This window comes from Streptomyces sp. NPDC014006, assembly GCF_043088925.1.
Lineage (GTDB): Bacteria > Actinomycetota > Actinomycetes > Streptomycetales > Streptomycetaceae > Streptomyces.
The window spans coordinates 293,553-314,718 of record NZ_JBICAJ010000006.1 but is presented as its reverse complement, the minus strand read 5'-3'; the positions used below and the strand labels follow the sequence as shown (position 1 = coordinate 314,718).

The following is a 21,166-nucleotide window of genomic DNA, read 5'->3' as shown; positions in this document are numbered from 1 at the left end:
AGCACACCCACCAGGACCGGCGAACCACGTGAGCTCCTCTTCCTCCACCAGGCGCCTGCCGCACCCCCAGGTGCGCCAGGGGAGCCGTGGCGCCTACCGACTCCTGCGTACCCCGCCACACCGTCCGGACCCCCCTCGTCTGGACGCCGCCCAGCGCGCCGTGGTTGACCACGACACCGGCCCGCTGCTGGTTCTCGCAGGTCCCGGCACGGGGAAAACCACCACCCTCGTCGAGTCCGTGGCCGCACGTGTCGCCCGCGGCGGCGACCCCGCGCGCGTGCTCGTGCTGACGTTCAGCCGCAAGGCCGCCGTCGAACTGCGCGACCGCATGGCGCTGCGCATGGGGGCGGCGCGCGCACCCATGGCGACCACCTTCCACTCCTTCTGTTACGCCCTGGTCCGCGCCCATCAGGACAGCGAACTGTTCGCCGAGCCCCTGCGGCTGCTGTCCGGCCCCGAGCAGGACGTCACCGTCCGCGAGCTGCTCGCCGGCGAGATCGACCTGGAGAAGCTCGGCCTCGCGCACGTGCGCTGGCCGGACGAGCTGCGCGCCTGCCTGACCACGCGCGGCTTCGCCGACGAGGTCCGCGCCGTCCTCGCCCGCAGCCGGGAACTCGGACTCGGGCCCGACGCCCTGGACGCCTTCGCGCGCCGCATCGGCCGCCCCGACTGGCGGGCGGCCGCCGCCTTCCTCGCCGAGTACCTGGACGTACTGGACCTGCAGGGCGTCCTCGACTACGCCGAACTGGTCCACCGTGCGGTGCTCCTCGCCCGCCGCCCGGAAGTCGCCCGCGAGCTGGCCGCCCGGTACGACGCCGTGTACGTCGACGAGTACCAGGACACCGACCCGGCGCAGGTACGGCTGCTGCGCGCGCTCGCCGGCGGCGGACGCGACCTCGTGGCCTTCGGCGACCCCGACCAGTCGATCTACGCCTTCCGGGGCGCCGACGTGAACGGCATCCTCGACTTTCCGCACGCCTTCCCGCGCGCGGACGGCCGCCCCGCCCCCGTCGCGGTGCTGCGCACCTCCCGCCGCTCCGGCGCGGCCCTGCTCGCCGCCACCCGGCTGATCACGCAGCGGATGCCGCTGACCCGGCTGCCCGCCGACAAGGTGCGTGCCCACCGCGAGCTGACGCCGGTGCACGACGGCGGCCGCGTCGAGGTGTACACGTACCCGACGGCCGGCACGGAGCTGGACAACGTCGCCGACATCCTGCGCCGAGCCCACCTGGAGGACGGCGTCCCCTGGCGTGACATGGCCGTCCTGGTGCGCGCGGGTGCGCGGACCATCCCGGTGGTGCGCCGCGCCCTCACCGCCGCGGGCGTCCCGCTGGACATCGACGGCGACGACCTGCCCCTGCGCCACGAACCGGCCGTGGCGCCCCTGCTGGCGGCCCTGCGGGCGGTCGCCACGGCGGAGGCCGGCGGGGCCTCCGAGCCGGCCGGGCCTGGGGAGGCCGTCGAGTCCGGCGAAGCCGACGAGGCTGCTGAGACCGACGAGGCTGCTGAGACCGACGAGGCTGCTGAGACCGGCGAGACCCATGAGGCTGGGGAGGCGAGGGAGGCCGACGCTCCGGAGGGTGCCGACGCCGCCGAAGCACCGCAGGGCCCTGACGCCGACGCGCCGCAGGAGCCCGACGACGCGGACCCCTCCCACGACCCCGATGACGACGGCCCCCAGGCCCCCGACAACGCACCCGTCGAGGCCCCCTGCTGGCTCGACACGGAGACCGCCCTCACCCTGCTCGCCTCCCCGCTCGCCGGCATGGACGCCGCCGACCTGCGCCGCCTCGGGCGCGCCCTGCGCGAGGAGGAACGCGCCGCCGGCAACCCGCTGCCGCCGCCCTCCGACGACCTGCTCGCCCGCGCCCTCGCCGAACCGGAACGGCTGGCCGTGCACGACCCCACGTACGCGCGCGGCGCCCAGCGCCTCGGCGCGCTGCTGCGCAAGGCTCGCGAGCGCTTGGCAGGAGGCGGCACCGCCGAGGAGGCGCTGTGGGACCTGTGGGAGGGCACACCCTGGCCCGGGCGCCTGGAGCGGGCCGCCCGGCGCGGCGGGGCGGCCGGCCGCAACGCCGACCGCGACCTGGACGCGGTGTGCGCGCTGTTCGCGACCGCCGCGCGCGCGGAGGAGCGTACCGGCGGCCGGGGCGCGCTGAACTTCCTCGAACAGATCGAGGCGGAGGACATCGCCGCCGACACCCTCACCCGGCGCGCCGTGCGCACGGACGCCGTCCGGCTGATGACCGCGCACCGCTCCAAGGGACTGGAGTGGCGCCTGGTCGTCGTCGCGGGCGTCCAGGAGGGCCTGTGGCCGGACCTGCGCCGACGCGGCTCCCTGCTGGAGGCCGACCGCATCGGCCGCGACGGTCTCGCCCAGCCCCTCACCCCGGCGGCCCTGCTCGCCGAGGAGCGCCGCCTGTTCTACGTCGCCGCCACACGCGCGCGTGAACGCCTCGTTGTCACCGCGGTGAAGGCCCCAGCCGACGACGGCGACCAGCCCTCCCGTTTCCTCACCGAACTCGGTGTCGAGCCGAAGGACGTCACGGGCCGCCCGCGCCGTCCCCTGTCGGTCGCCGCCCTGGTCGCCGAGCTGCGGGCCACCACCGTCGACCCGCGGGTCTCGGACGCCCTGCGGAAGGCCGCCGCACAGCGCCTGGCCCGCCTCGCCGCGCTCGCCGACCAGGACGGCCGCCCGCTGGTGCCGTCCGCGCATCCCTACCGCTGGTGGGGCATGTGGGACCCCACCGAGTCCAAGGTGCCGCTGCGCGACCGCGACCAGCCCGTCGTGCTGTCCGGCAGCGCCCTGGACCAGCTCGCCAACACGTGCGCCCTGCAGTGGTTCCTGGGCCGCGAGGTCAAGGCCGACGCCCCCGCGACCGCCGCCCAGGGCTTCGGCAACGTCGTTCACGTCCTTGCCGACGAGGTCGCCTCCGGGCACACCCCGGCCGACCTCGCCGTGCTGATGGAACGCCTGGAGACGGTGTGGAACGCGCTCGCCTTCGACGCGCCGTGGAAGTCGCAGCAGGAGAAGGAGAACGCGCGCGTGGCGCTGGAGCGCTTCCTTCAGTGGCACGTCATGGACCGCGGCGGCCGCACCCCGGTGGCCAGCGAGCACGACTTCGAGGTCACCCTTGAGGCGGGCGAGTACGCGGTGCGCATCCGCGGCCAGATGGACCGTGTGGAGGCCGACGGGGACGGCCGCGCCTACGTCGTCGACTTCAAGACCGGCAAGCAGGCCCCCAGCTCCGCCGAAGTGATCCGCCACCCGCAGCTCGCCGTCTACCAGCTCGCCGTCCGCGAGGGCGCCGTCGACGAGGCCTTCGACGGGGTGCGCCCCGAGCCGGGCGGCGCGGAGCTGGTCCAGCTGCGGCAGGGCGCCGCGAAACGGGACGGCGGTGAGGCGCTGCCCAAGGTGCAGGCGCAGGAGCCGCCGACGGGGGAGTGGGTCGGTGAACTGCTGGCCACGGCGGCCGGCAAGGTGCTCGACGAACGGTTCGCACCGACCGCCGGCCAGCACTGCACGCACTGCGCGTTCCGGGCCTCGTGCAGCGCCCGGCCGGAGGGCCGGCACGTCGTCGAGTGAGCGGCGTGACGTACCGCACCTCCCCTGCTGACCTGCGTTTCCTCTGCTCCGGAAGGTGAGGCGGGCCCCCGCTGTCAGTGGCCGCCGCTAGCCTCTTTCGAGTGTCCGCACGCATCACCGACCCCGAGCAGCTCAAAGAGCTCCTCGGCATCCCGTTCACCCCGGAGCAGACGGCCTGCATCACCGCGCCGCCCGCCCCGCAGGTGATCGTGGCCGGCGCCGGATCCGGCAAGACCACGGTGATGGCGGCGCGCGTGGTGTGGCTGGTCGGCACCGGCCAGGTCGCCCCCGAGCAAGTCCTGGGCCTGACGTTCACCAACAAGGCAGCGGGCGAACTCGCCGAACGCGTCCGCAAGGCGCTGATCAAAGCCGGTGTCACCGACCCCGATCACATCGACCCGGACAACCCGCCCGGCGAGCCGGTGATCTCCACCTACCACGCCTTCGCCGGCCGTCTGCTGACCGACCACGGCCTGCGCCTCGGCCTGGAGCCCACCTCCCGCCTGCTCGCCGACGCCAGCCGCTTCCAGCTCGCCGCGCGGGTGCTGCGCGAGGCCCCCGGCCCCTACCCGGCGCTCACCCGCTCCTTCCCCGACCTGGTCAGCGACCTGCTCGCGCTCGACGCCGAGCTCGCCGAACACCTCGTACGCCCCGAGGCGCTGCGCGCCCACGACGCCGAGCTGCTGCTCACCCTGCGCGGCGCCAAGCTCTCCAACGCCGACCTGCGCAAGGTCCCCGAGACCGCCGGCGCCCGCCGGGAACTGACCGACCTGGTCCGGCGCTACCGCGGCGCCAAACGCGAACGGGACCTGCTCGACTTCGGCGACCAGATCGCGCTGGCCGCACAGCTCGGCGGGCTGCCCGAGGTGGGACGGCTGCTGCGCGAGGAGTTCCGCGTGGTGCTCCTCGACGAGTACCAGGACACCTCCGTCGCCCAGCGCGTGATGCTCGCGGGCCTCTTCGGCGGCGGCACCGGGCATCCGGTCACCGCCGTCGGCGACCCCTGCCAGGCCATCTACGGCTGGCGCGGCGCCTCCGTCGCCAACCTCGACGACTTCCCCGACCACTTCCGCCGCGCCGACGGCCGCCCGGCCACCCGGCAGGCGCTCAGCGAGAACCGCCGCAGCGGCGGCCGCCTCCTCGACCTCGCCAACCGCCTCGCCGGGCCGCTGCGCGCGATGCACGCGGGTGTGGAGGCCCTGCGTCCGGCCCCGGGCGCCGAACGCGACGGCATGGTCCGCTGCGCCCTGCTGCGCACCCACGCAGAGGAGATCGACTGGATCGCCGACTCCATCGCCCACCTCGTGCACACCGGCACCGCGCCCGGCGAGATCGCCGTCCTGTGCCGTACGGCGAACGACTTCGCCGAGATCCAGGGCGCCCTCGTCGCACGGGACGTCCCCGTCGAAGTCGTCGGCCTGTCCGGCCTGCTGCACCTGCCCGAGGTCGCCGACCTGGTCGCCGTGTGCGAGGTCCTCCAGGACCCCGGCGCCAACGCCGCCCTGGTGCGCCTGCTCACCGGCCCGCGCTGGCGCATCGGCCCCCGCGACCTGGCGCTGCTGGGCCGCCGCGCCCGGCTGCTGGTGTCACACACGCGCGTGGGCGACGGCGACGACCCGGACCGGCGCCTCGCCGAAGCGGTCGAGGGAGTCGACCCGTCGGAGGTGATATCGCTCGCTGACGCCCTCGACACCTTTCTCGAAACGCCCATGGCGGAGGACGCCGACGGGCTGCCGTTCTCCCCGGACGCGCGCGTGCGCTTCGCCCGCCTCGCCGCCGAACTGCGCGACCTGCGCCGCTCCCTGTCCGACCCGCTCATGGACGTCCTGCACCGGGTCCTCGCCGTCACCGGGCTGGAGGTGGAGCTGTCCGCGTCCCCGCACGCGCTGGCCGCCCGCCGCCGCGAGACGCTGTCGAACTTCCTCGACGTCGCCGCCTCCTTCGCCGCCAACGACAGCGAGGCCACCCTGCTGGCCTTCCTCGGCTTCCTGCGCACCGCCGCCCAGTACGAAAAGGGCCTCGACAACGCCCTGCCCGGCGGGGAGAACACCGTCAAGGTGCTCACCGCGCACAAGTCCAAGGGCCTGGAGTGGGACGTCGTCGCCGTCCCCGGACTGGTCACCGGCACCTTCCCCAGCGGGCAGGGGCGCGAGAAGTGGACCGCGCAGGCCAAGGTGCTGCCGCACGCCCTGCGCGGCGACGCCGACACCCTGCCCGACGTGGAGGAGTGGGACGCGCGCGGCATGAAGGCGTTCCACGAGGCCATGAAGGACCACCAGCACACCGAGGAACTCCGCCTCGGATACGTCACCTTCACCCGCCCCCGCTCCCTGCTGCTGGGCTCCGGCCACTGGTGGGGCCCCACCCAGAAGAAGCCGCGCGGCCCGTCCGACTTCCTGCTCGCCCTGTACGAGCACTGCGCCGCCGGGTACGGCGAGATCGAGGCGTGGGCCGACGAGCCCGAGGAGGGCGAGGAGAACCCCGCCCTGCAGCGGGCCGGGGCCGAGCAGGCGTGGCCGCTGCCCCTGGACGAGGACGCTCTCGCCCGCCGCCGGGCCGCGGCCGCCACGGTCCTCGCCCACCTCGACGCCCTCGCCGCGGGTGAGGCGACGGCCACGCACGACCCGGACACGTACGGCGACCCGGACTGGCCGCCGCCACCCGAGGACGACGAGCCGCCGTACGACGAACCCGACCCGTTCGCGGACGACACGGACTGGGACGCGTGGCCCGCCGAGCGTCCGACGGTCCCCCACCAGGCCGCGGCGCCCGAGCACCCCGCCAACCGGGCCGCCGAGGCCCACGCGCCGGACCGCCTCGCCCCCGAGGGCCCCCTCACCCCGGAGGAGGCCCGCGTCGTCGCCTCCTGGGACCGTGACCTCGACGCCCTCACCGGTGAACTCCTGCGCGCCCGCGAGGCCGTCACCGACGTACCCCTGCCCGCATCGCTCACTGCCTCGCAGCTGCTGCGCCTGGCCACCGACCCGGACGGCTTCGCACAGGAACTGGCGCGCCCCATGCCGCGTCCTCCGCAGCCGGCCGCCCGCCGGGGCACCCGCTTCCACGCGTGGGTCGAGGCCCGCTTCGAGGCGCTGACGCTGCCCCTGCTGGAGCCGGACGAACTGCCCGGCAGCGACGCCGAGATCGCCGACGAACGCGATCTGCAGGCCCTCAAGGACGCCTTCGAACGCACCGAGTACGCCCACCGCACCCCCTACCGCCTGGAGGCGCCCTTCCAGCTGTCCCTGGCCGGACGCGTGATCCGCGGACGCATCGACGCCGTCTACCGGAACGGCGACGGGGACGACGTGACGTACGAGATCGTCGACTGGAAGACCAACCGCCACCGTGACGCGGACCCTCTCCAGCTCGCCGTCTACCGGCTGGCCTGGGCCGAGCAGGAGGGCGTCGATGTGGAATCGGTCACGGCGGCGTTCGTGTACGTGCGTACCGGACACGTCGTGCGACCGGACGGTCTGCCGGAGCGCGCCGCGCTGGAGCGGCTCCTCGTGGCGGAACCGGCCGCCGAGGCCGGAACGCGTACGTGAAGGTGTGACGAACCGCCCAGCCAGGATGTCACCGGGTGCCGATAGGCTCGTGACCATGAGCCAGACCCCGGACAGCGCCGTCCGCCAGTACATCGAGCAGCACCGTGCCGCCTTCCTCGACGACCTGTCCGCGTGGCTGCGCATCCCGTCCGTGTCGGCCCAGCCCGACCATGCTCCCGATGTACGCCGCAGCGCCGACTGGCTCGCCGCCAAGCTGAAGGAGACCGGCTTCCCGACCGCCGAGATCTGGCCGACCCGGGGCGCGCCCGCCGTCTTCGCCGAGTGGCCCTGTGACGACCCCCAGGCCCCCACCGTCCTCGTCTACGGCCATCACGACGTGCAGCCCGCCGCCCGCGAGGACGGCTGGGACAGCGAGCCGTTCGAGCCGGTCGTGCGCGACGGCCGGCTGTACGCGCGGGGCGCCGCCGATGACAAGGGCCAGGTCTTCTTCCACACCCTCGGAGTGCGTGCCCACCTCGCCGCGACCGGCCGCAGCGCCCCGGCCGTCCACCTCAAGCTGCTGATCGAGGGCGAGGAGGAATCCGGCTCCCCGCACTTCCGCGCCCTCGTCGAGGAGCGCGCCGGCCGGCTCGCCGCCGACGCCGTGATCGTCTCCGACACCGGCATGTGGGCCGAGGACACCCCGACGGTGTGCACCGGCATGCGCGGCCTCGCCGAGTGCGAGATCCACCTGTACGGCCCGGACCAGGACATCCACTCCGGCTCCTTCGGCGGTGCCGTGCCCAACCCGGCCACCGTCGCCGCCCGCCTGGTCGCCGCGCTCCACGACGAGCACGCACGCGTGGCGATCCCCGGCTTCTACGACGGTGTCGTCGAGCTGACCGACCGCGAGCGCGAACTGTTCGCCGAGCTGCCCTTCGACGAGCAGCGCTGGCTGGGCACGGCCAAGTCGTACGCCGGCCACGGCGAGGCGGGCTACTCCACCCTGGAGCGCATCTGGGCCCGCCCCACCGCCGAGGTCAACGGCATCGGCGGCGGCTACCAGGGCCCCGGCAGCAAGACGATCATTCCGTCCTCGGCGATGGTGAAGCTCACCTTCCGGATGGTCGCGGGTCAGGACCCCGCCCACGTCGAGAAGGTGGTCCGCGCCTGGGCCGCCGATCAGGTGCCGGCCGGGATCCGCCAGGAGATCGCCTTCGGTGGCGCCACGCGCCCGTGTCTGACCCCGCTGGACCACCCGGCGCTGCAGTCCGTCGTACGCGCCATGAGCCGCGCCTTCGAGCAGCCCGTCCGCTTCACCCGGGAGGGCGGCTCCGGACCGGCCGCGGACCTGCAGGAGGTCCTCGGCGCCCCGGTGCTGTTCCTCGGCATCTCCGTCCCGTCCGACGGCTGGCACGCCCCGAACGAGAAGGTCGAGCTGGACCTGCTCTTCAAAGGTGTCGAAACCAGTGCGTACCTGTGGGGCGAGCTGGCGGCCGCCCTGCGTGATGCGCCCTGACCCGGTGCGCCCCACAGGGCGCCCTCGCGCCGGAGGCACACTGTAAGCACCGCCCGCCGAGCCCGTCCGGACCCGGTCGCCGCATGTCGTAACGAACCGCTGAACCGCCCGCCGACCCAAACCGTTCCACCGGGGGAGTTGGAAGCACCCGTGACCACCTGGACCGACCACACCGCCGACCGACCCATCTCGCTCACCGCGCCCAGCGGCATCGACCGCGCCGCCCACCACCGGCTCGACGAGGCCTGGCTCGCGGCGGCGTGGAGCCACCCCTCGACGCGCTGCTTCGTGGTCTCCGGCGGCCAGGTCCTCATAGACGAGACGCCCGACGGCCGCACCGAGCTCGTCATGACGCCCTCGTTCGAGGCCCCCCTCACCGAGGCGCACCGCTACTTCCTCGGCATCGACGAGGACGGCGTCAGCTACTTCGCCCTGCAGAAGGACGCGCTGCCCGGGCGGATCGACCAGTCCGCGCGCCCGGCCGGCCTGCGCGAGGCCGGACTGCTGCTCTCCCCGCGCGACGCGGGGTTGATGGTGCACGCTGTCGGCCTGGAGAACTGGCAGCGCACCCACCGCTTCTGCTCCCGCTGCGGCGAACGCACCGTCATCGCCGCCGCCGGGCACATCCGCCGCTGCCAGGCCTGCGGCGCCGAGCACTACCCGCGCACCGACCCGGCCGTGATCATGGCGGTCACCGACGAGCAGGACCGCATCCTGCTGGGCCGGCAGATGCACTGGCCAGAAGGCCGCTTCTCCACGCTGGCCGGCTTCGTCGAGCCCGGCGAGTCCATCGAGCAGGCCGTGCGCCGCGAGGTGAACGAGGAGGTCGGCGTCAGCGTCGGGCCCGTGGAATACGTCGCCAGCCAGCCCTGGCCGTTCCCGTCCAGCCTGATGCTCGGCTTCATGGCCCGCGCCACCTCGACCGCCATCGACGTCGACGGCGACGAGATCCACGAGGCCCGCTGGTTCTCCCGCGACGAGCTGACGGCCGCCTTCGAGACGGGCGAGGTCATGCCCCCGTACGGCATCTCCATCGCCGCCCGCCTGATCGAGCTGTGGTACGGCAAGCCGCTCCCGACGCGGAGCGTGTGACGCACGACTGGCTCACGACCGGCATGACAAAGGGGTGGCCGTCCCGCACCGGGACGGCCACCCCCTTTGTCTTTCGCCGCGATCGTGCGACGAACCGCTTACGCGCCGATCTTCTGCTTCACCTGAGCCAGCGACGGGTTCGTCAGCGTCGAACCGTCCGGGAAGAGCACGGTCGGCACCGTCTGGTTTCCGCCATTCGCCTTCTCCACGAAGGCCGCGGACTCCGGGTCCTGCTCGATGTTGATCTCGGTGTACGCGATGCCCTCGCGGTCCAGCTGGCTCTTCAGCCGGCGGCAGTAGCCGCACCAGGTGGTGCTGTACATCGTCACAGTGCCCAGCATGTCGTCGTGCTCCTTCGGCGGCTCGGGATCAGGTGCTCGCTGTGGGAGAACGTACTTGAAAGGGCCACCATTCCCGCAGGCAGTGTCGACCCGGGGGTGACGCCCGTCGCACCGGCCACCGTGACGCCCGTCGCATTAATAGGACTACGGGCCCCTCCCTGTGGACAACCGCCGCTCCCGTACCGGACGACCTGGCAGCATGGCCATGTGACAGCAGCAACGCATTCCCCCCTCTTCCCGCAGGTACCGGACTCGGCCGACGCGGTGCTCGAAGGGCTCGACCCCGAGCAGCGCGAGGTGGCGACCGCGCTGCACGGACCGGTGTGCGTGCTGGCCGGAGCCGGGACGGGCAAGACGCGCGCGATCACCCACCGCATCGCCTACGGGGTGCGCGCCGGCATCCTCCAGCCCTCCAGCGTGCTCGCCGTCACCTTCACCAACCGGGCCGCGGGAGAGATGCGCGGCAGGCTCCGCCAGCTCGGCGCCCAGGGCGTGCAGGCCCGCACGTTCCACTCCGCCGCCCTGCGGCAGCTGCAGTACTTCTGGCCGAAAGCGATCGGTGGCTCCATGCCCCGGCTCGTCGACCGCAAGATCAAGCTCGTCGGCGACGCGGCCGCCGCCTGCCGCCTCCGCCTCGACCGCGGCGAGCTGCGCGACGCCACCGCCGAGATCGAGTGGTCCAAGGTCACCCAGACCGTCCCCGCCGACTACGCGCTCGCCGCCGCCAAGGCCGGCCGCGAAACCCCCCGGGACCCCGCCGAGATCGCCCAGCTGTACGCCGCCTACGAGGACCTCAAACGGCAGCGCGCCGTGATCGACTTCGAGGACGTGCTGCTGCTGACCGTCGCCGTCCTGCAGGACCGGCACGACATCGCCGAGCAGGTCCGCGCCCAGTACCAGCACTTCGTCGTCGACGAGTACCAGGACGTGAGCCCCCTCCAGCAGCGCCTGCTGGAGCTGTGGCTCGGCGACCGGGACTCCCTGTGCGTCGTCGGCGACGCCAGCCAGACCATCTACTCCTTCACCGGCGCCACCCCCGACCACCTGCTGGACTTCCGGCTGCGGTACCCCGGCGCCACCGTGGTCAAGCTGGTGCGCGACTACCGCTCCACCCCGCAGGTCGTCCGCCTCGCCAACGGCCTGCTCGCCCAGGCCAGCGGGCGGGCCGCCGACCACCGTCTGGAGCTGGTCTCCCAGCGGGCGCCGGGCCCGGAGCCGGTGTTCGCCGAGTACACCGACGAGCCCGCCGAGGCCGAGGGCTGCGCGCGCCGCATCCGCGAGCTGCTCGACGCCGGCGTCCCGGCGAGCGAGATCGCCGTCCTGTTCCGCACCAACGCCCAGTCCGAGACCTACGAGCAGGCCCTCGCCGACGCCGGCGTGCCCTACCAGCTGCGCGGCGCCGAGCGGTTCTTCGACCGCCCCGAGGTGCGCAAGGCGGGCATGGCCCTGCGCGGCGCGGCGCGCTTCGGCGGGAACGACTCCGCCCTCGACGAAGCCGTGGACCTGCCTTCCCTGGTGCGGGCCGTGCTCTCCGGTGAGGGCTGGACCTCCGAGCCCCCGGCCGGCTCCGGCGCGGTCCGCGAGCGCTGGGAGTCACTGGCCGCCCTGGTCCACCTCGCCCAGGACTTCGCCGCCGCCAAACCCGGCGCCACCCTCGCCGACCTGGTCGCCGAGCTGGACGAGCGGGCCGGCGCCCAGCACGCCCCGACCGTGCAGGGCGTCACGCTCGCCTCCCTGCACTCCGCCAAGGGCCTGGAGTGGGACGCCGTCTTCCTGGCCGGTGTCGCCGAGGGCATGATGCCGATCACCTACGCCCGGACCGACGAGCAGATCGAGGAGGAGCGCCGGCTGCTCTACGTCGGCGTCACCCGCGCCCGCGAGCGTCTTTATGTCTCCTGGGCGCTCTCCCGCTCGCCCGGCGGTCGTGCCAGCCGCCGCCCCAGCCGGTTCCTGGACGGGCTGCGCCCCGGATCGTCCGGTGCCGCCGGCCGTGGCGGTGCGGGGGGTGCCGGAGGCGCCGGTGGTGTGGAGCGGGGCTTCGGCAGCGGCGGCCGTACGACGGCCGAGCCCGCGCTCCGGCGCAGAGCGCGCACCCCGGCCCGCTGCAGGGTGTGCGGACGTACCCTCACCGACGCCGGTGAGATGAAGCTGATGCGCTGCGAGGACTGCCCCTCCGACATGGACGAGGGCCTGTACGAGCGGCTGCGGGACTGGCGGGCGGAACAGGCCCGGCTCAGCGGCCAGCCGGCGTTCTGCGTCTTCACCGACCGCACCCTGATCGCGATCGCGGAAGCCGTGCCCGACGACGAGCGGGAGCTGTCGCGCATCCCCGGCGTGGGAGCCCGCAAGCTGGGCCGCTACGGCGCCGACGTCCTGGCCATCTGCGCAGGCCGGGACCCGGGCCAGGGCGGTGCGGCAGGCAAGATCGACGACTGATGCGAACTCGTCGAAAAAATAGTTTGCACATGCCCCAGCAATCCCCATAGGTTCTTAGGCACGGGAACAGCGGCCTTCTCAAAGGCCCTGACGCCGTGTTGTACTTGCATATCCGTTGGACTGGTTCATCCCAGTCCTTGAGACGCCGAGAGGAGGCGAGTCCAGTGATCACCATCAACGCCAACTACACCAGCACCACGGCCAAAATGACCGATCCCGCGGCCGTCTCCCTGTGCATGCTCGGCGCCTCGAACCAGGGCACCGGTCTGTCCGGCATTCGTGCCGTCCGCCCGGCGTCCTCCCCTGCCCTCGCGGGTCTTCCGGTCCGCGAGCGCAGTGAGCGACCGACCAAGGCACTGGAAGCAGCAGTAGTGGCGCAGGCGCAGGCCTATGCCTTTACGGCGACCGGTGCCGGTATGCGGAAGCAGACGACGCAGCACCACCTGATGTGGGCCTTCCGTGGGCCAGAACCCTGGAGTGATCCAGCCTGATTCGATCAGGCCGGCGCCTTCAGGGCCGCGGAACCCCATCCGGGATCCGCGGCCCTTCTGTTTTTCCCCGAACGGGGACGGCAGAGCGAAGGGGCCTCGGGACAAGAAAAGAACCCGGTACCAGCCGCCACCCGGCCAACAGGCCGGAACGACCAGACGAGGAAGACGATCCGTGCAACTCGAAGCGCACGCCCCGTCCGTACCGCCTTCCGACACGATCCCCAAGCCCGGCTCCACGGAGGACCCCGCCTTGACCCCGCTCACCGCGCTCACCGCGCTCGACGACGCCATCGAGAACCTGGGCGTACCCGTCCCGTGCCGTTCCTACGACCCGGAGGTCTTCTTCGCCGAGTCGCCCGCGGACGTGGAGTACGCCAAGTCCCTGTGCCGCACCTGCCCGCTGGTCGAGGCCTGTCTCGCCGGCGCCAAGGAGCGGCGCGAGCCCTGGGGCGTCTGGGGTGGCGAGCTGTTCGTGCAGGGTGTCGTCGTCGCCCGGAAGCGGCCGCGTGGCCGCCCGCGCAAGAACCCGGTCACCGCATGAACACCACAGGAACGATCGACCGTCCCCTCACGCACGACCCCCAGAAGCAGGCCCCGATGAAGCCGTCCACCAGCGAGCCCACCGGCTCCGCGATCGAAGACCTCACTACGCCCGGCGCGCCCGACTCGCGCCAGAACAGGACCCGAGAGATGCAACTCATCCCAGAAGCCCTGGCACGTGCGCATATGCACGAGCGACTGCGGGAGGCCGAGCGGGACCGCCAGGCCGTGCGCCTGGCGGCCGCCCAGCGGATGCAGCGCCGGGCCGAGCGTGCCTCCCTGCGCGCCCGCCGCGCGCTCGCCATGGCGGTCATGCACTGACGCGGTCATGCACTGATCCGGCCGCGCCGCGGTGCCATCCGCCCACGGGCGACGGCACCGGGGCACGGCCCGTGCCACCGCCACCGCAGCGGCACTACTGACAGCAGCGGCCTCCCGTACCGGGAGGCGTGGCTCCCCGCGGGGGCCGGTCCGTCCACCACGGACCGGCCCCCGCGGGCGGTGTACCCGGCGGTCACCCGGTCCGGGCGCTATCGTCACCGGATGACGAGCCTTCCCGGCAGCGGTGACAGGGCCGAGGGCGACAGCTCCCCGGCGGAGCCCCGGCCCCCCGTGTGTGCCCGCTGCGGCACCACGGCCACCGAACCGCAGCCCACCACATGGACCTTCTCCGTGGAGAACGGCGTCCGCGGCTACTTCTGCGACGCCTGCTCCCGGGAGAACCTCCGCGCCATCGAGGGCCGCCTGGACTCGTCCTGGTGGTGACGGGGCCGGCCTAATGGTGACCGGCCCCGCCCGATGGTGTTCCCCGGTGTGTGTCCCTACGCCTGCGCCGCCGGCTTGTCCTCGTCCGCGCCGTCCTCCGGCACGAACCCCGGCAGCCACTCCTCCAGCTCGTCGCGCATCCGGACGGTCGCACCGAGCTGGCACAGCACGCCGATGGTGCTCAGCGTCACCCGGTGTATCAGGAGATAGGCCGGCGGGAGGTTGAGCCGCTTGCCCAACTGGTAGGCAGGGGAACGCGGGTCGGCGACCCGGGCGGCCTGACTGCGCATCCAGCCTCGGCTGAAGGTGAACTCCTCCACTTGGGCCGGCTCGATGATCGGCAGCAGATAGTCCAGGACCGCCTCCGGGTCCAGGTCGATCGACTCCTTGACGAAACCCTCCGTGCACAGCAGCTCGTAGACCGCCTCTGCCTCGCCGTCGAGCGTCATCCGAAGGGAGTCGCCGATCGTCGTGGGCAGTCCGCCCGGCAGCCGGTCGACGGTGCCGAAGTCCAGCACGCCCAGGCGCCAGTCGTCCTCACCATCCGGACCGCCGGGCAGCAGACGGAAGTTGCCCGGGTGCGGGTCGGCGTGCAGCAGACCGGTGCGGGCGGGGCCGGAGAACAGGAAGCGGGCCAGCAGCTGCCCGGCGCGGTCCCGCTGCTCCTGCGTGCCGTCGGCGATCACTTCCGACAGCGGGACGCCGTCCATCCACTCGGTGACGAGGACCTGCTCGCACTGGTGGACCACCGCCGGGACGACCACGTCCGGATCGCCCGCGAACTCCTCCGCGTGCACCTCCTGGGCCTGCGCCTCCAGGCCGTAGTCCAGCTCCTCGGAGACGCGGTCCTTCAACTCCGTGATCAGCGGCTTGATGTCCATGCCGGGCACGAGCGGACCCAACAACCGGGCGAACCGGCTCAGTTGGTTCAGATCGGAGAGCAGTGCCTCACCAGCGCCCGGGTACTGCACCTTGACCGCGACCTCACGGCCGTCGTGCCACACACCCCGGTGCACCTGGCCGATCGAGGCCGCCGCGGCCGGCTTGTCCTCGAACTCCTCGAACAGCTCGTGCCAGTCCTCGCCGAGCTGCTCGCGCAGTACGGCGTGCACGGTGCGGGTCGGCATGGGCGGCGCCGCGTCCTGCAGCTTGGTCAGGGCGGCACGGTAGGGCCCGGCGATCTCCTCGGGCAGCGCCGACTCGAAGACGGACATCGCCTGCCCGAACTTCATCGCCCCGCCCTTCAGCTCGCCGAGCACCTTGAACAGCTGCTCCGCTGTTCGCTGCTGCAGCTCGCGGCCGACGATCTCCGCGGACTCGCCCACGATCCGCTTGCCCAGCCCCCAAGTCGCCCGGCCTGCGAAGCCGAGCGGGAGCGCGGCGAGCTTGGCGGTCCGGGTGACCGCCTTCCGGGGAAGATCAGACATGCGCCCTCCAAGTCCCAGCCGGCCGCGCCGCGCGTGCCTGACGGCGTACCCGAATCGACGACCGTTGCACAGCCATTGTCTCGTGCGCTACCCCGTCCTCTAAGACCCGTTCCCCTTCGGCTTTCGCCGGGCTCTGCCCGACCGCGGCGCAGGAGCATTCCGGGTGAGGCCACACCGGTCGCGCGTGCCACTGCAGCCCCGGCAGGGACACCTCCCAGCGAGTGTCCGCCGCGGCGGTGGAGCGCCGGTCGAGGAAGGCGAGCGCGTGCGCGGCGGCCAGCCCGGCGACCGTAGTGGCGAGGGTCACGTCGCAGGGCCGCACGGGACGCTGCCGACCGGAGCGCCACTGGGCGATCATGCGTGGCCAGGCCGGGTCCCGGTCGGTTCGGTCCCGGTCCAGGCAGCCCGCGCAGGCACTCTCGCCGGGCAGGACGAGGGGGCCGACCACACCGGTCGCCTCCACCACACCCGCATACAGATGAGGGGTGCCGGAGGAGACGAGCGCGTCCGCCGCGGACGGGGCGGGCGCGTGCACGGCGACGTCGTCACGCGGGGCGATGATCACCAGCGACAGCATCGGCTCGTCGTCCTCGAGACGGGAGCGTGCGGTGCGGCGCGGCGGCCGGTCGGGGGCGGCCCGGCGCGCGCCACGGCGGGCGGCCTCGTCCCGGCGCTCGCCGACCGCTTCCACGGGCACGCCGCCGGGCGTGACGTCCCCCGGCTCGACCCGGCCGGTGTCGCGGACGTCGACCTCGCCGACGCCCGCCGCGGACAGCAGCGCGGCCACGGTCGACCCCACCCGCCCGGCTCCGCGCACCTGCACCCGCAGACTGCGGCGGGCGGCGAGCAGAGAGATCGCCTCACCCGGTTCGGACGTCGTCAGTGACAGCGACTCCAGGTCCGGCCGCAGCCGGTCGAGGACGTCCTTCTTGGTGCGCAGCGCCGCCGCGGCCCGGCCGCCGCCGCGCGCGTCGTCGAGCAGACCGGCCCGCGTCAGCCGCTCCACCAGCCGGTCGACATGGCCGTCGGGCAGATCCACGCGGGGTGCCTGCTCCCGCAGCAGAGGCAGCCCGCGGGTGCCGTCGAGCAGTTCGAGGAAGCTGCCCGTCGCCGTGTCCACCGGGCCCAGTGTCATCGCGTGCGCCGGTGTCATCCCGAACTGCACGGTGTTCAGATCGCGCCAGCCGCGCCGCAGCGCGGGTTTCACCACTGGATGCATGACAGGCCCCCGTAGCCCGAGAAGGTCGGCAAGGTCACAAAGCAAGGTCCTGGTGCCGGCGGGGCGGGGGCGTGGGGGCGTCCACGCCCCGCCGACGCATGCCAGCATGCCCGGCCCCGCGGCCCGGCGCCGAAAGTTATCCACAGGCGAAGGTATTCGTCGTACTGGTCGTACGGATCAATCCATCACATCGTCGTACACGTCGGTCGTACAAATCCGGCGCTCGGTGGGGCATCGGAACACAACCGTTCGGGAGCCGGGACTTCCACCGTGTGCAGCGGGTAACGTCGGGGCGTGTCCGCCGACCCCCTCCACCGCGCCGGAGCACCTCAGCGCAGCACTACGAGCCCGCCGACCGCCGGCTCGGGGACGAGCGCGATCGAGGTGCGCAGAAGCAGTCGCCGACGCCGTACGGTCTCCGCCTACCGCGAGGGCGACCGCACCATCGTGCTCATCCCCGCCCGCATGTCCGAGGCCGAGGAGCGGCGCTGGGTCACCGTCATGCTCGACAAGCTGGCCGCCCAGGAGAGCAAGCGGAAGCTGGGTGACACCGAGCTGGCCGAGCGCGCCGAGCACCTGTCGGCGCAGTACTTCGGCGGGCGCGCCCGCCCCGCCTCCGTGCGCTGGGTCACCAACCAGAACACCCGCTGGGGCTCCTGCACCCCCTCCGAGGGCAGCATCCGCCTGTCGCACCGGCTGCAGGGCATGCCGGAGTACGTCGTCGACTACGTCCTGCTGCACGAGCTGGCCCATTTGCTGGTGCCGGGCCACGGCCCGGACTTCTGGCGGCTGCTCGAGGCCTATCCGCGCACCGAGCGGGCCCGCGGCTACCTCGAGGGCGTGGTCGCCGCCGAGCGGCTGCCGCACGTGCCCGGTGCGCGCGGAGAGTGATCACGCCGACCGTCTGTGCTGCAGCCCGGCGGTCGTTGTGTAGCGGGTCTGTACCGGCCTGCGTCGATGTCCGGGTTTGCCGTTAGCCTGGCGCGACGCACTCGCATTCGGGATGGGGGACGGTCGTAACGCATGCCCAGGGAATTCCAACGTGGCCACAAGGCCAGGATCAGTGACCTCACCGCGGGCACAGATCTGTACGTCGGTGTGCAGATCTCCGCCCCCGGGCTGAGCTTCGACATCAGCTGCTTCGGCCTGGACGCCACCGAACGGCTCTCCGACGACCGGTACTTCGTCTTCTTCAACCAGCCGAAGTCCCCGGAGGAGGCCATCCAGCTGCTGGGCTCCCAGGCGGGCGACACGGAGTCCTTCCGTGTCACGCTCGACAGGATCCCCCCGCACATCCAGAAGCTGTCCTTCACGGCGACCATCGACGGCGCCGGGCAGATGGCGCACATCAACCCCGGATATCTGCGGATCGTCGCCGGCGGCGAGGAGGTGGCCCGCTACTCCTTCACCGGCGCCGAGTTCTCCACCGAACGCGCCGTGATGCTGGGCGACCTGTACCTGAAGGACGTGTGGCGGTTCGCCGCCGTCGGGCAGGGCTTCGACGGCGGTCTGGAGGCGCTGCTGAAGAACTTCGGCGGCGAGGTGCTCGAGGAGGAGACGCCCGCCGAGCCGCAGTCGCATCCGCAGCCCGGTGTCGCTCCCGGCTTCGCCGCGCCCGCGTTCGGCGTGCCCTCCGGCCCCGCCGCGACCCCGGCTCCCGCCCCTGCCCCGCAGGGCTTCGCGCCGCCGCCGGGAGCCACGCCGCCCCCGGCCCCCGCCCCGGCGCCCGCCCCGTCCGTGCACGCGCAGCCCACCATCGTCGCGCCCCTGACGCCGCACGGCAGCACCCCGCACACACCCCCGCCGCCGCCCCCGCCGGCCCCCTACCCGGGACCGAACGTGCCCCACGGCCCGCACCCCGGGCAGGCGACCATGCCCCTGCCGCCCGGCTACGCCCAGCCCCAGGCCCCGCACTCCCCGCCCCCGCCGCCCGGTTACGGCCAGCAGCCGCCCGGGCCCCCCGGTTACGGCCAGCAGCCGACGCCCCCCGGATATGGTCAGCAGCCCTCCTACGGCCAGATCCCGGGCCAGCAGGCGTACGGCGCCCCCCAGGGTGCGCCCCAGGGTGCCGGTGTCACCGCTGCGCTCCAGCAGTTCAAGGAGACGCCGACCGGCCAGCGCTGGACGCAGCAGAACAAGAAGCTGGTCCGCGTCGACCTCGGCATCGGCGGGCAGCCCGTGCTCGCCCGGCAGGGCAGCATGGTGCTCTATCAGGGCAAGGTGGACTTCAGCTACAAGGGCGCCGGCTTCGCCGGGCGGATCGTCGGCAACGCCACCGGCCAGGAGATGCAGCTGATGCGCTGCACCGGCCAGGGCCAGGTGTTCCTCGCCGAGAACTCCACCCACCTGCACCCCATCGAGCTGCAGGGCGACGCGATCTGCGTCTCCGCCGAGAACGTTCTCGCCTTCGACGAGACGCTGCAGCACGAGGTACGCCGCATCGAGGGCCACGGCATTCCCGGCGGCGCCCTGTTCACCATGCAGTTCCAGGGCACCGGCACGATCGTCGTGAAGACGCACGGCACTCCCGTCGTCCTGCCGGTCACCCCGACCACGTTCGCCGACTGCAACGCCGTCGTCGCCTGGTCCGCCGCCTCCCAGGTGATCGTCTCCAGCCAGGTGCGGATGCGCCGCAACGCCTACCCGGGCGACACCGGCGAGAGCGTCAACCTCCAGTTCCGGGGCGCGCCCGGCAACTTCATCGTCGTCCAGCCGTACGAGGTCTAAGGGAGCCCGACATGAACCAGCCGCTCGCGGGCTTCGCCCCCGCACCCGTCACCGCCCGCATGGAGAACCACGGCAACCACATGCTGAAGGTCGCTCTGCAGAGCGGGCACGACCTCCTCGCGCGCGTGGGCTCGATGGTCGCCTACGAGGGCTTCATCCAGTACGAGCCCAACCCGCCGGCCGTGCGCCAGATCGCCCGGGACTGGATCACCGGCGAGGGCGCCCCGCTGATGAAGTGCTCCGGCGACGGCCTGCTCTACCTCGCCGACTACGGCGCGAACGTCGTCGTCATCCAGCTCAACGGCGACGGCATCTCCGTCAACGCCACCAATCTGCTCGCCTTCGACGCCCATCTGACGTGGGGTGTGGAGCGGGTGAAGGGGCTGGCGAAGTTCGCCGGGCAGGGCCTGTGGAACACGAAGATCTCCGGGCAGGGCTGGGTCGCGCTGACGTCCCGGGGCAAGCCCATCGTCGTCGACTGCGGCGGCGGCGAGGACGAGACGTACGTCGACCCGGACGCGCTGGTCGCCTGGTCCCCGAACCTGAAGGTGAAGGGCAAGCGCAGCTTCAAGGCGCAGTCGCTCATCGGCCGCGGCAGTGGCGAGGCCTACCAGATGGCCTTCTCCGGCCAGGGCATCGTCGTCGTCCAGCCCAGCGAAGACAGCACCGACCGTCTCCGGTTCCGGGGCTGAGGGGGAGCCAGAAAGCCATGCAGAGCCCGCTTTTCGCCCACAACGACCTGCAGTCCTCCGAACGCTGGGGCCTGCAGAACAAGCAGATGCTGCGCGTCACCCTGGAGGGCCACGACGACATCCTGGCCCGCAAGGGCACGATGGTCGCCTACCAGGGGCTCGTCGAGTTCGACGCCGAGTACCGCAGCAACAACCAGGCACGCGCGCGTGCGTACACCGGCGAGGGCCTGGACCTGATGCGCTGCCACGGGCAGGGCACGGTGTACCTCGCCAACCTCGCCCAGCACGTCCACGTCATGGACGTCGAGCAGGACGGGCTGACCGTCGACAGCTCCTACGTCCTCGCCATGGATTCCTCGCTGCACCACGAGGTCATCGCCGTGGACAGCCTCTACGGCATCTCCGGCTCGGGGAAGTACCAGCTCAACATCACGGGGCGCGGCAAGGTCGCCCTGATGACGTCCGGGGCACCGCTGCTGATGCAGGTCACCCCGGACAAGTACGTCAACTGCGACGCCGACGCCATCGTCGCCTGGTCCACCGGGCTGCGGGTGCAGATGCAGGCCCAGACGCACTCCTCGGGCGTGTGGCGGCGGCGCGGCAGCACGGGCGAGGGCTGGGAGCTCAGCTTCATGGGCAACGGCTTCGCGCTGGTGCAGCCCAGTGAGCTGCTGCCGCCGCAGAACGCCCAGATCGGGCAGGGTCTCGCCGCACAGTTCGGCATGGGGCAGCAGGGGGCGCGCGGACAGAACCAGGGCAACGTCTGGAGCTGACGCTTCCGCAAGGCCAAAGGTAAGGGGCGCCCGCCCACTGCGGACGCCCCTTACACGTGCAGGAGCCCGG

The 21,166-nt window shown here is 72.8% G+C and carries 16 protein-coding genes; 13 read left to right on the top strand and 3 right to left on the bottom strand.

The genetic code is table 11. The features are described from left to right. Positions 1 to 28 precede the first annotated feature (28 nt). The 4 genes from ACF1GV_RS22345 to nudC all read left to right on the top strand — a co-directional run bounded on the left by ACF1GV_RS22345 (position 29) and on the right by nudC (position 9,685). A complete protein-coding gene (locus tag ACF1GV_RS22345) occupies positions 29 to 3,586 on the top strand; it encodes a UvrD-helicase domain-containing protein (protein ID WP_391683562.1) in 3,558 nt (1,185 codons plus the stop codon). A 101-nt stretch (positions 3,587 to 3,687) separates the two neighbouring features. Continuing rightward, positions 3,688 to 7,134: a UvrD-helicase domain-containing protein gene (locus ACF1GV_RS22340; RefSeq protein ID WP_391683560.1), complete on the top strand. Its 3,447-nt coding sequence runs from the start codon at positions 3,688 to 3,690 to the stop codon at positions 7,132 to 7,134. Positions 7,135 to 7,189: 55 nt separating this feature from the next. Beyond that, positions 7,190 to 8,593, top strand: coding sequence for a dipeptidase (locus ACF1GV_RS22335; RefSeq protein ID WP_391683557.1), 1,404 nt, complete (start codon positions 7,190 to 7,192; stop codon positions 8,591 to 8,593). 150 nt (positions 8,594 to 8,743) lie between these two features. Continuing rightward, positions 8,744 to 9,685, top strand: coding sequence for an NAD(+) diphosphatase (gene nudC, locus ACF1GV_RS22330; RefSeq protein ID WP_363262651.1), 942 nt, complete (start codon positions 8,744 to 8,746; stop codon positions 9,683 to 9,685). Positions 9,686 to 9,783: 98 nt separating this feature from the next. Here nudC and ACF1GV_RS22325 read toward each other — a convergent pair whose 3' ends face one another. Further along, positions 9,784 to 10,026, bottom strand: coding sequence for a mycoredoxin (locus ACF1GV_RS22325; protein WP_189942747.1), 243 nt, complete (start codon positions 10,024 to 10,026; stop codon positions 9,784 to 9,786). Between the two features lie 207 nt (positions 10,027 to 10,233). Between ACF1GV_RS22325 and ACF1GV_RS22320 the strand changes: the two genes are divergently transcribed. From ACF1GV_RS22320 to ACF1GV_RS22300, 5 genes are all read left to right on the top strand, one after another. After that, positions 10,234 to 12,462: an ATP-dependent DNA helicase UvrD2 gene (locus tag ACF1GV_RS22320; RefSeq protein WP_391683554.1), complete on the top strand. Its 2,229-nt coding sequence runs from the start codon at positions 10,234 to 10,236 to the stop codon at positions 12,460 to 12,462. Between the two features lie 206 nt (positions 12,463 to 12,668). Next, positions 12,669 to 12,953, top strand: coding sequence for a hypothetical protein (locus ACF1GV_RS22315; RefSeq protein WP_391684040.1), 285 nt, complete (start codon positions 12,669 to 12,671; stop codon positions 12,951 to 12,953). Positions 12,954 to 13,125: 172 nt separating this feature from the next. Further along, entirely contained in the window at positions 13,126 to 13,494 is a 369-nt protein-coding gene (locus ACF1GV_RS22310) for a WhiB family transcriptional regulator (RefSeq protein ID WP_033313877.1), read from the top strand. Next, entirely contained in the window at positions 13,491 to 13,814 is a 324-nt protein-coding gene (locus tag ACF1GV_RS22305; RefSeq protein WP_363262648.1) for a hypothetical protein, read from the top strand. The genes ACF1GV_RS22310 and ACF1GV_RS22305 overlap by 4 nt, the downstream gene beginning before the upstream one ends. A 222-nt stretch (positions 13,815 to 14,036) precedes the next feature. After that, positions 14,037 to 14,258, top strand: coding sequence for a hypothetical protein (locus ACF1GV_RS22300; RefSeq protein ID WP_391683550.1), 222 nt, complete (start codon positions 14,037 to 14,039; stop codon positions 14,256 to 14,258). 56 nt (positions 14,259 to 14,314) lie between these two features. On the opposite strand, the gene ACF1GV_RS22295 is transcribed toward ACF1GV_RS22300, so the two are convergent. Together ACF1GV_RS22295 and ACF1GV_RS22290 are read right to left on the bottom strand one after the other, a co-directional pair. Beyond that, positions 14,315 to 15,685, bottom strand: coding sequence for an ABC1 kinase family protein (locus ACF1GV_RS22295; protein WP_391683547.1), 1,371 nt, complete (start codon positions 15,683 to 15,685; stop codon positions 14,315 to 14,317). Next, positions 15,678 to 16,904, bottom strand: coding sequence for a TOMM precursor leader peptide-binding protein (locus tag ACF1GV_RS22290; RefSeq protein ID WP_391683544.1), 1,227 nt, complete (start codon positions 16,902 to 16,904; stop codon positions 15,678 to 15,680). The genes ACF1GV_RS22295 and ACF1GV_RS22290 overlap by 8 nt, the downstream gene beginning before the upstream one ends. Before the next feature lie 294 nt (positions 16,905 to 17,198). On the opposite strand from ACF1GV_RS22290, the gene ACF1GV_RS22285 reads away from it, so the two are divergent. The 4 genes from ACF1GV_RS22285 to ACF1GV_RS22270 all read left to right on the top strand — a co-directional run bounded on the left by ACF1GV_RS22285 (position 17,199) and on the right by ACF1GV_RS22270 (position 21,096). Continuing rightward, on the top strand, positions 17,199 to 17,795 hold the full coding sequence (locus ACF1GV_RS22285; RefSeq protein ID WP_391683541.1) for a M48 family metallopeptidase: 597 nt from the start codon (positions 17,199 to 17,201) through the stop codon (positions 17,793 to 17,795). Between the two features lie 132 nt (positions 17,796 to 17,927). Then, positions 17,928 to 19,631: a TerD family protein gene (locus ACF1GV_RS22280; protein WP_391683538.1), complete on the top strand. Its 1,704-nt coding sequence runs from the start codon at positions 17,928 to 17,930 to the stop codon at positions 19,629 to 19,631. Between the two features lie 11 nt (positions 19,632 to 19,642). After that, positions 19,643 to 20,323, top strand: a complete 681-nt coding sequence (locus tag ACF1GV_RS22275; protein ID WP_363262642.1) for an AIM24 family protein — start codon at positions 19,643 to 19,645, stop codon at positions 20,321 to 20,323. Positions 20,324 to 20,340: 17 nt separating this feature from the next. Further along, complete coding sequence (locus ACF1GV_RS22270) at positions 20,341 to 21,096, top strand: AIM24 family protein (RefSeq protein ID WP_391683534.1); 756 nt, start codon at positions 20,341 to 20,343, stop codon at positions 21,094 to 21,096. Positions 21,097 to 21,166 lie beyond the last annotated feature (70 nt).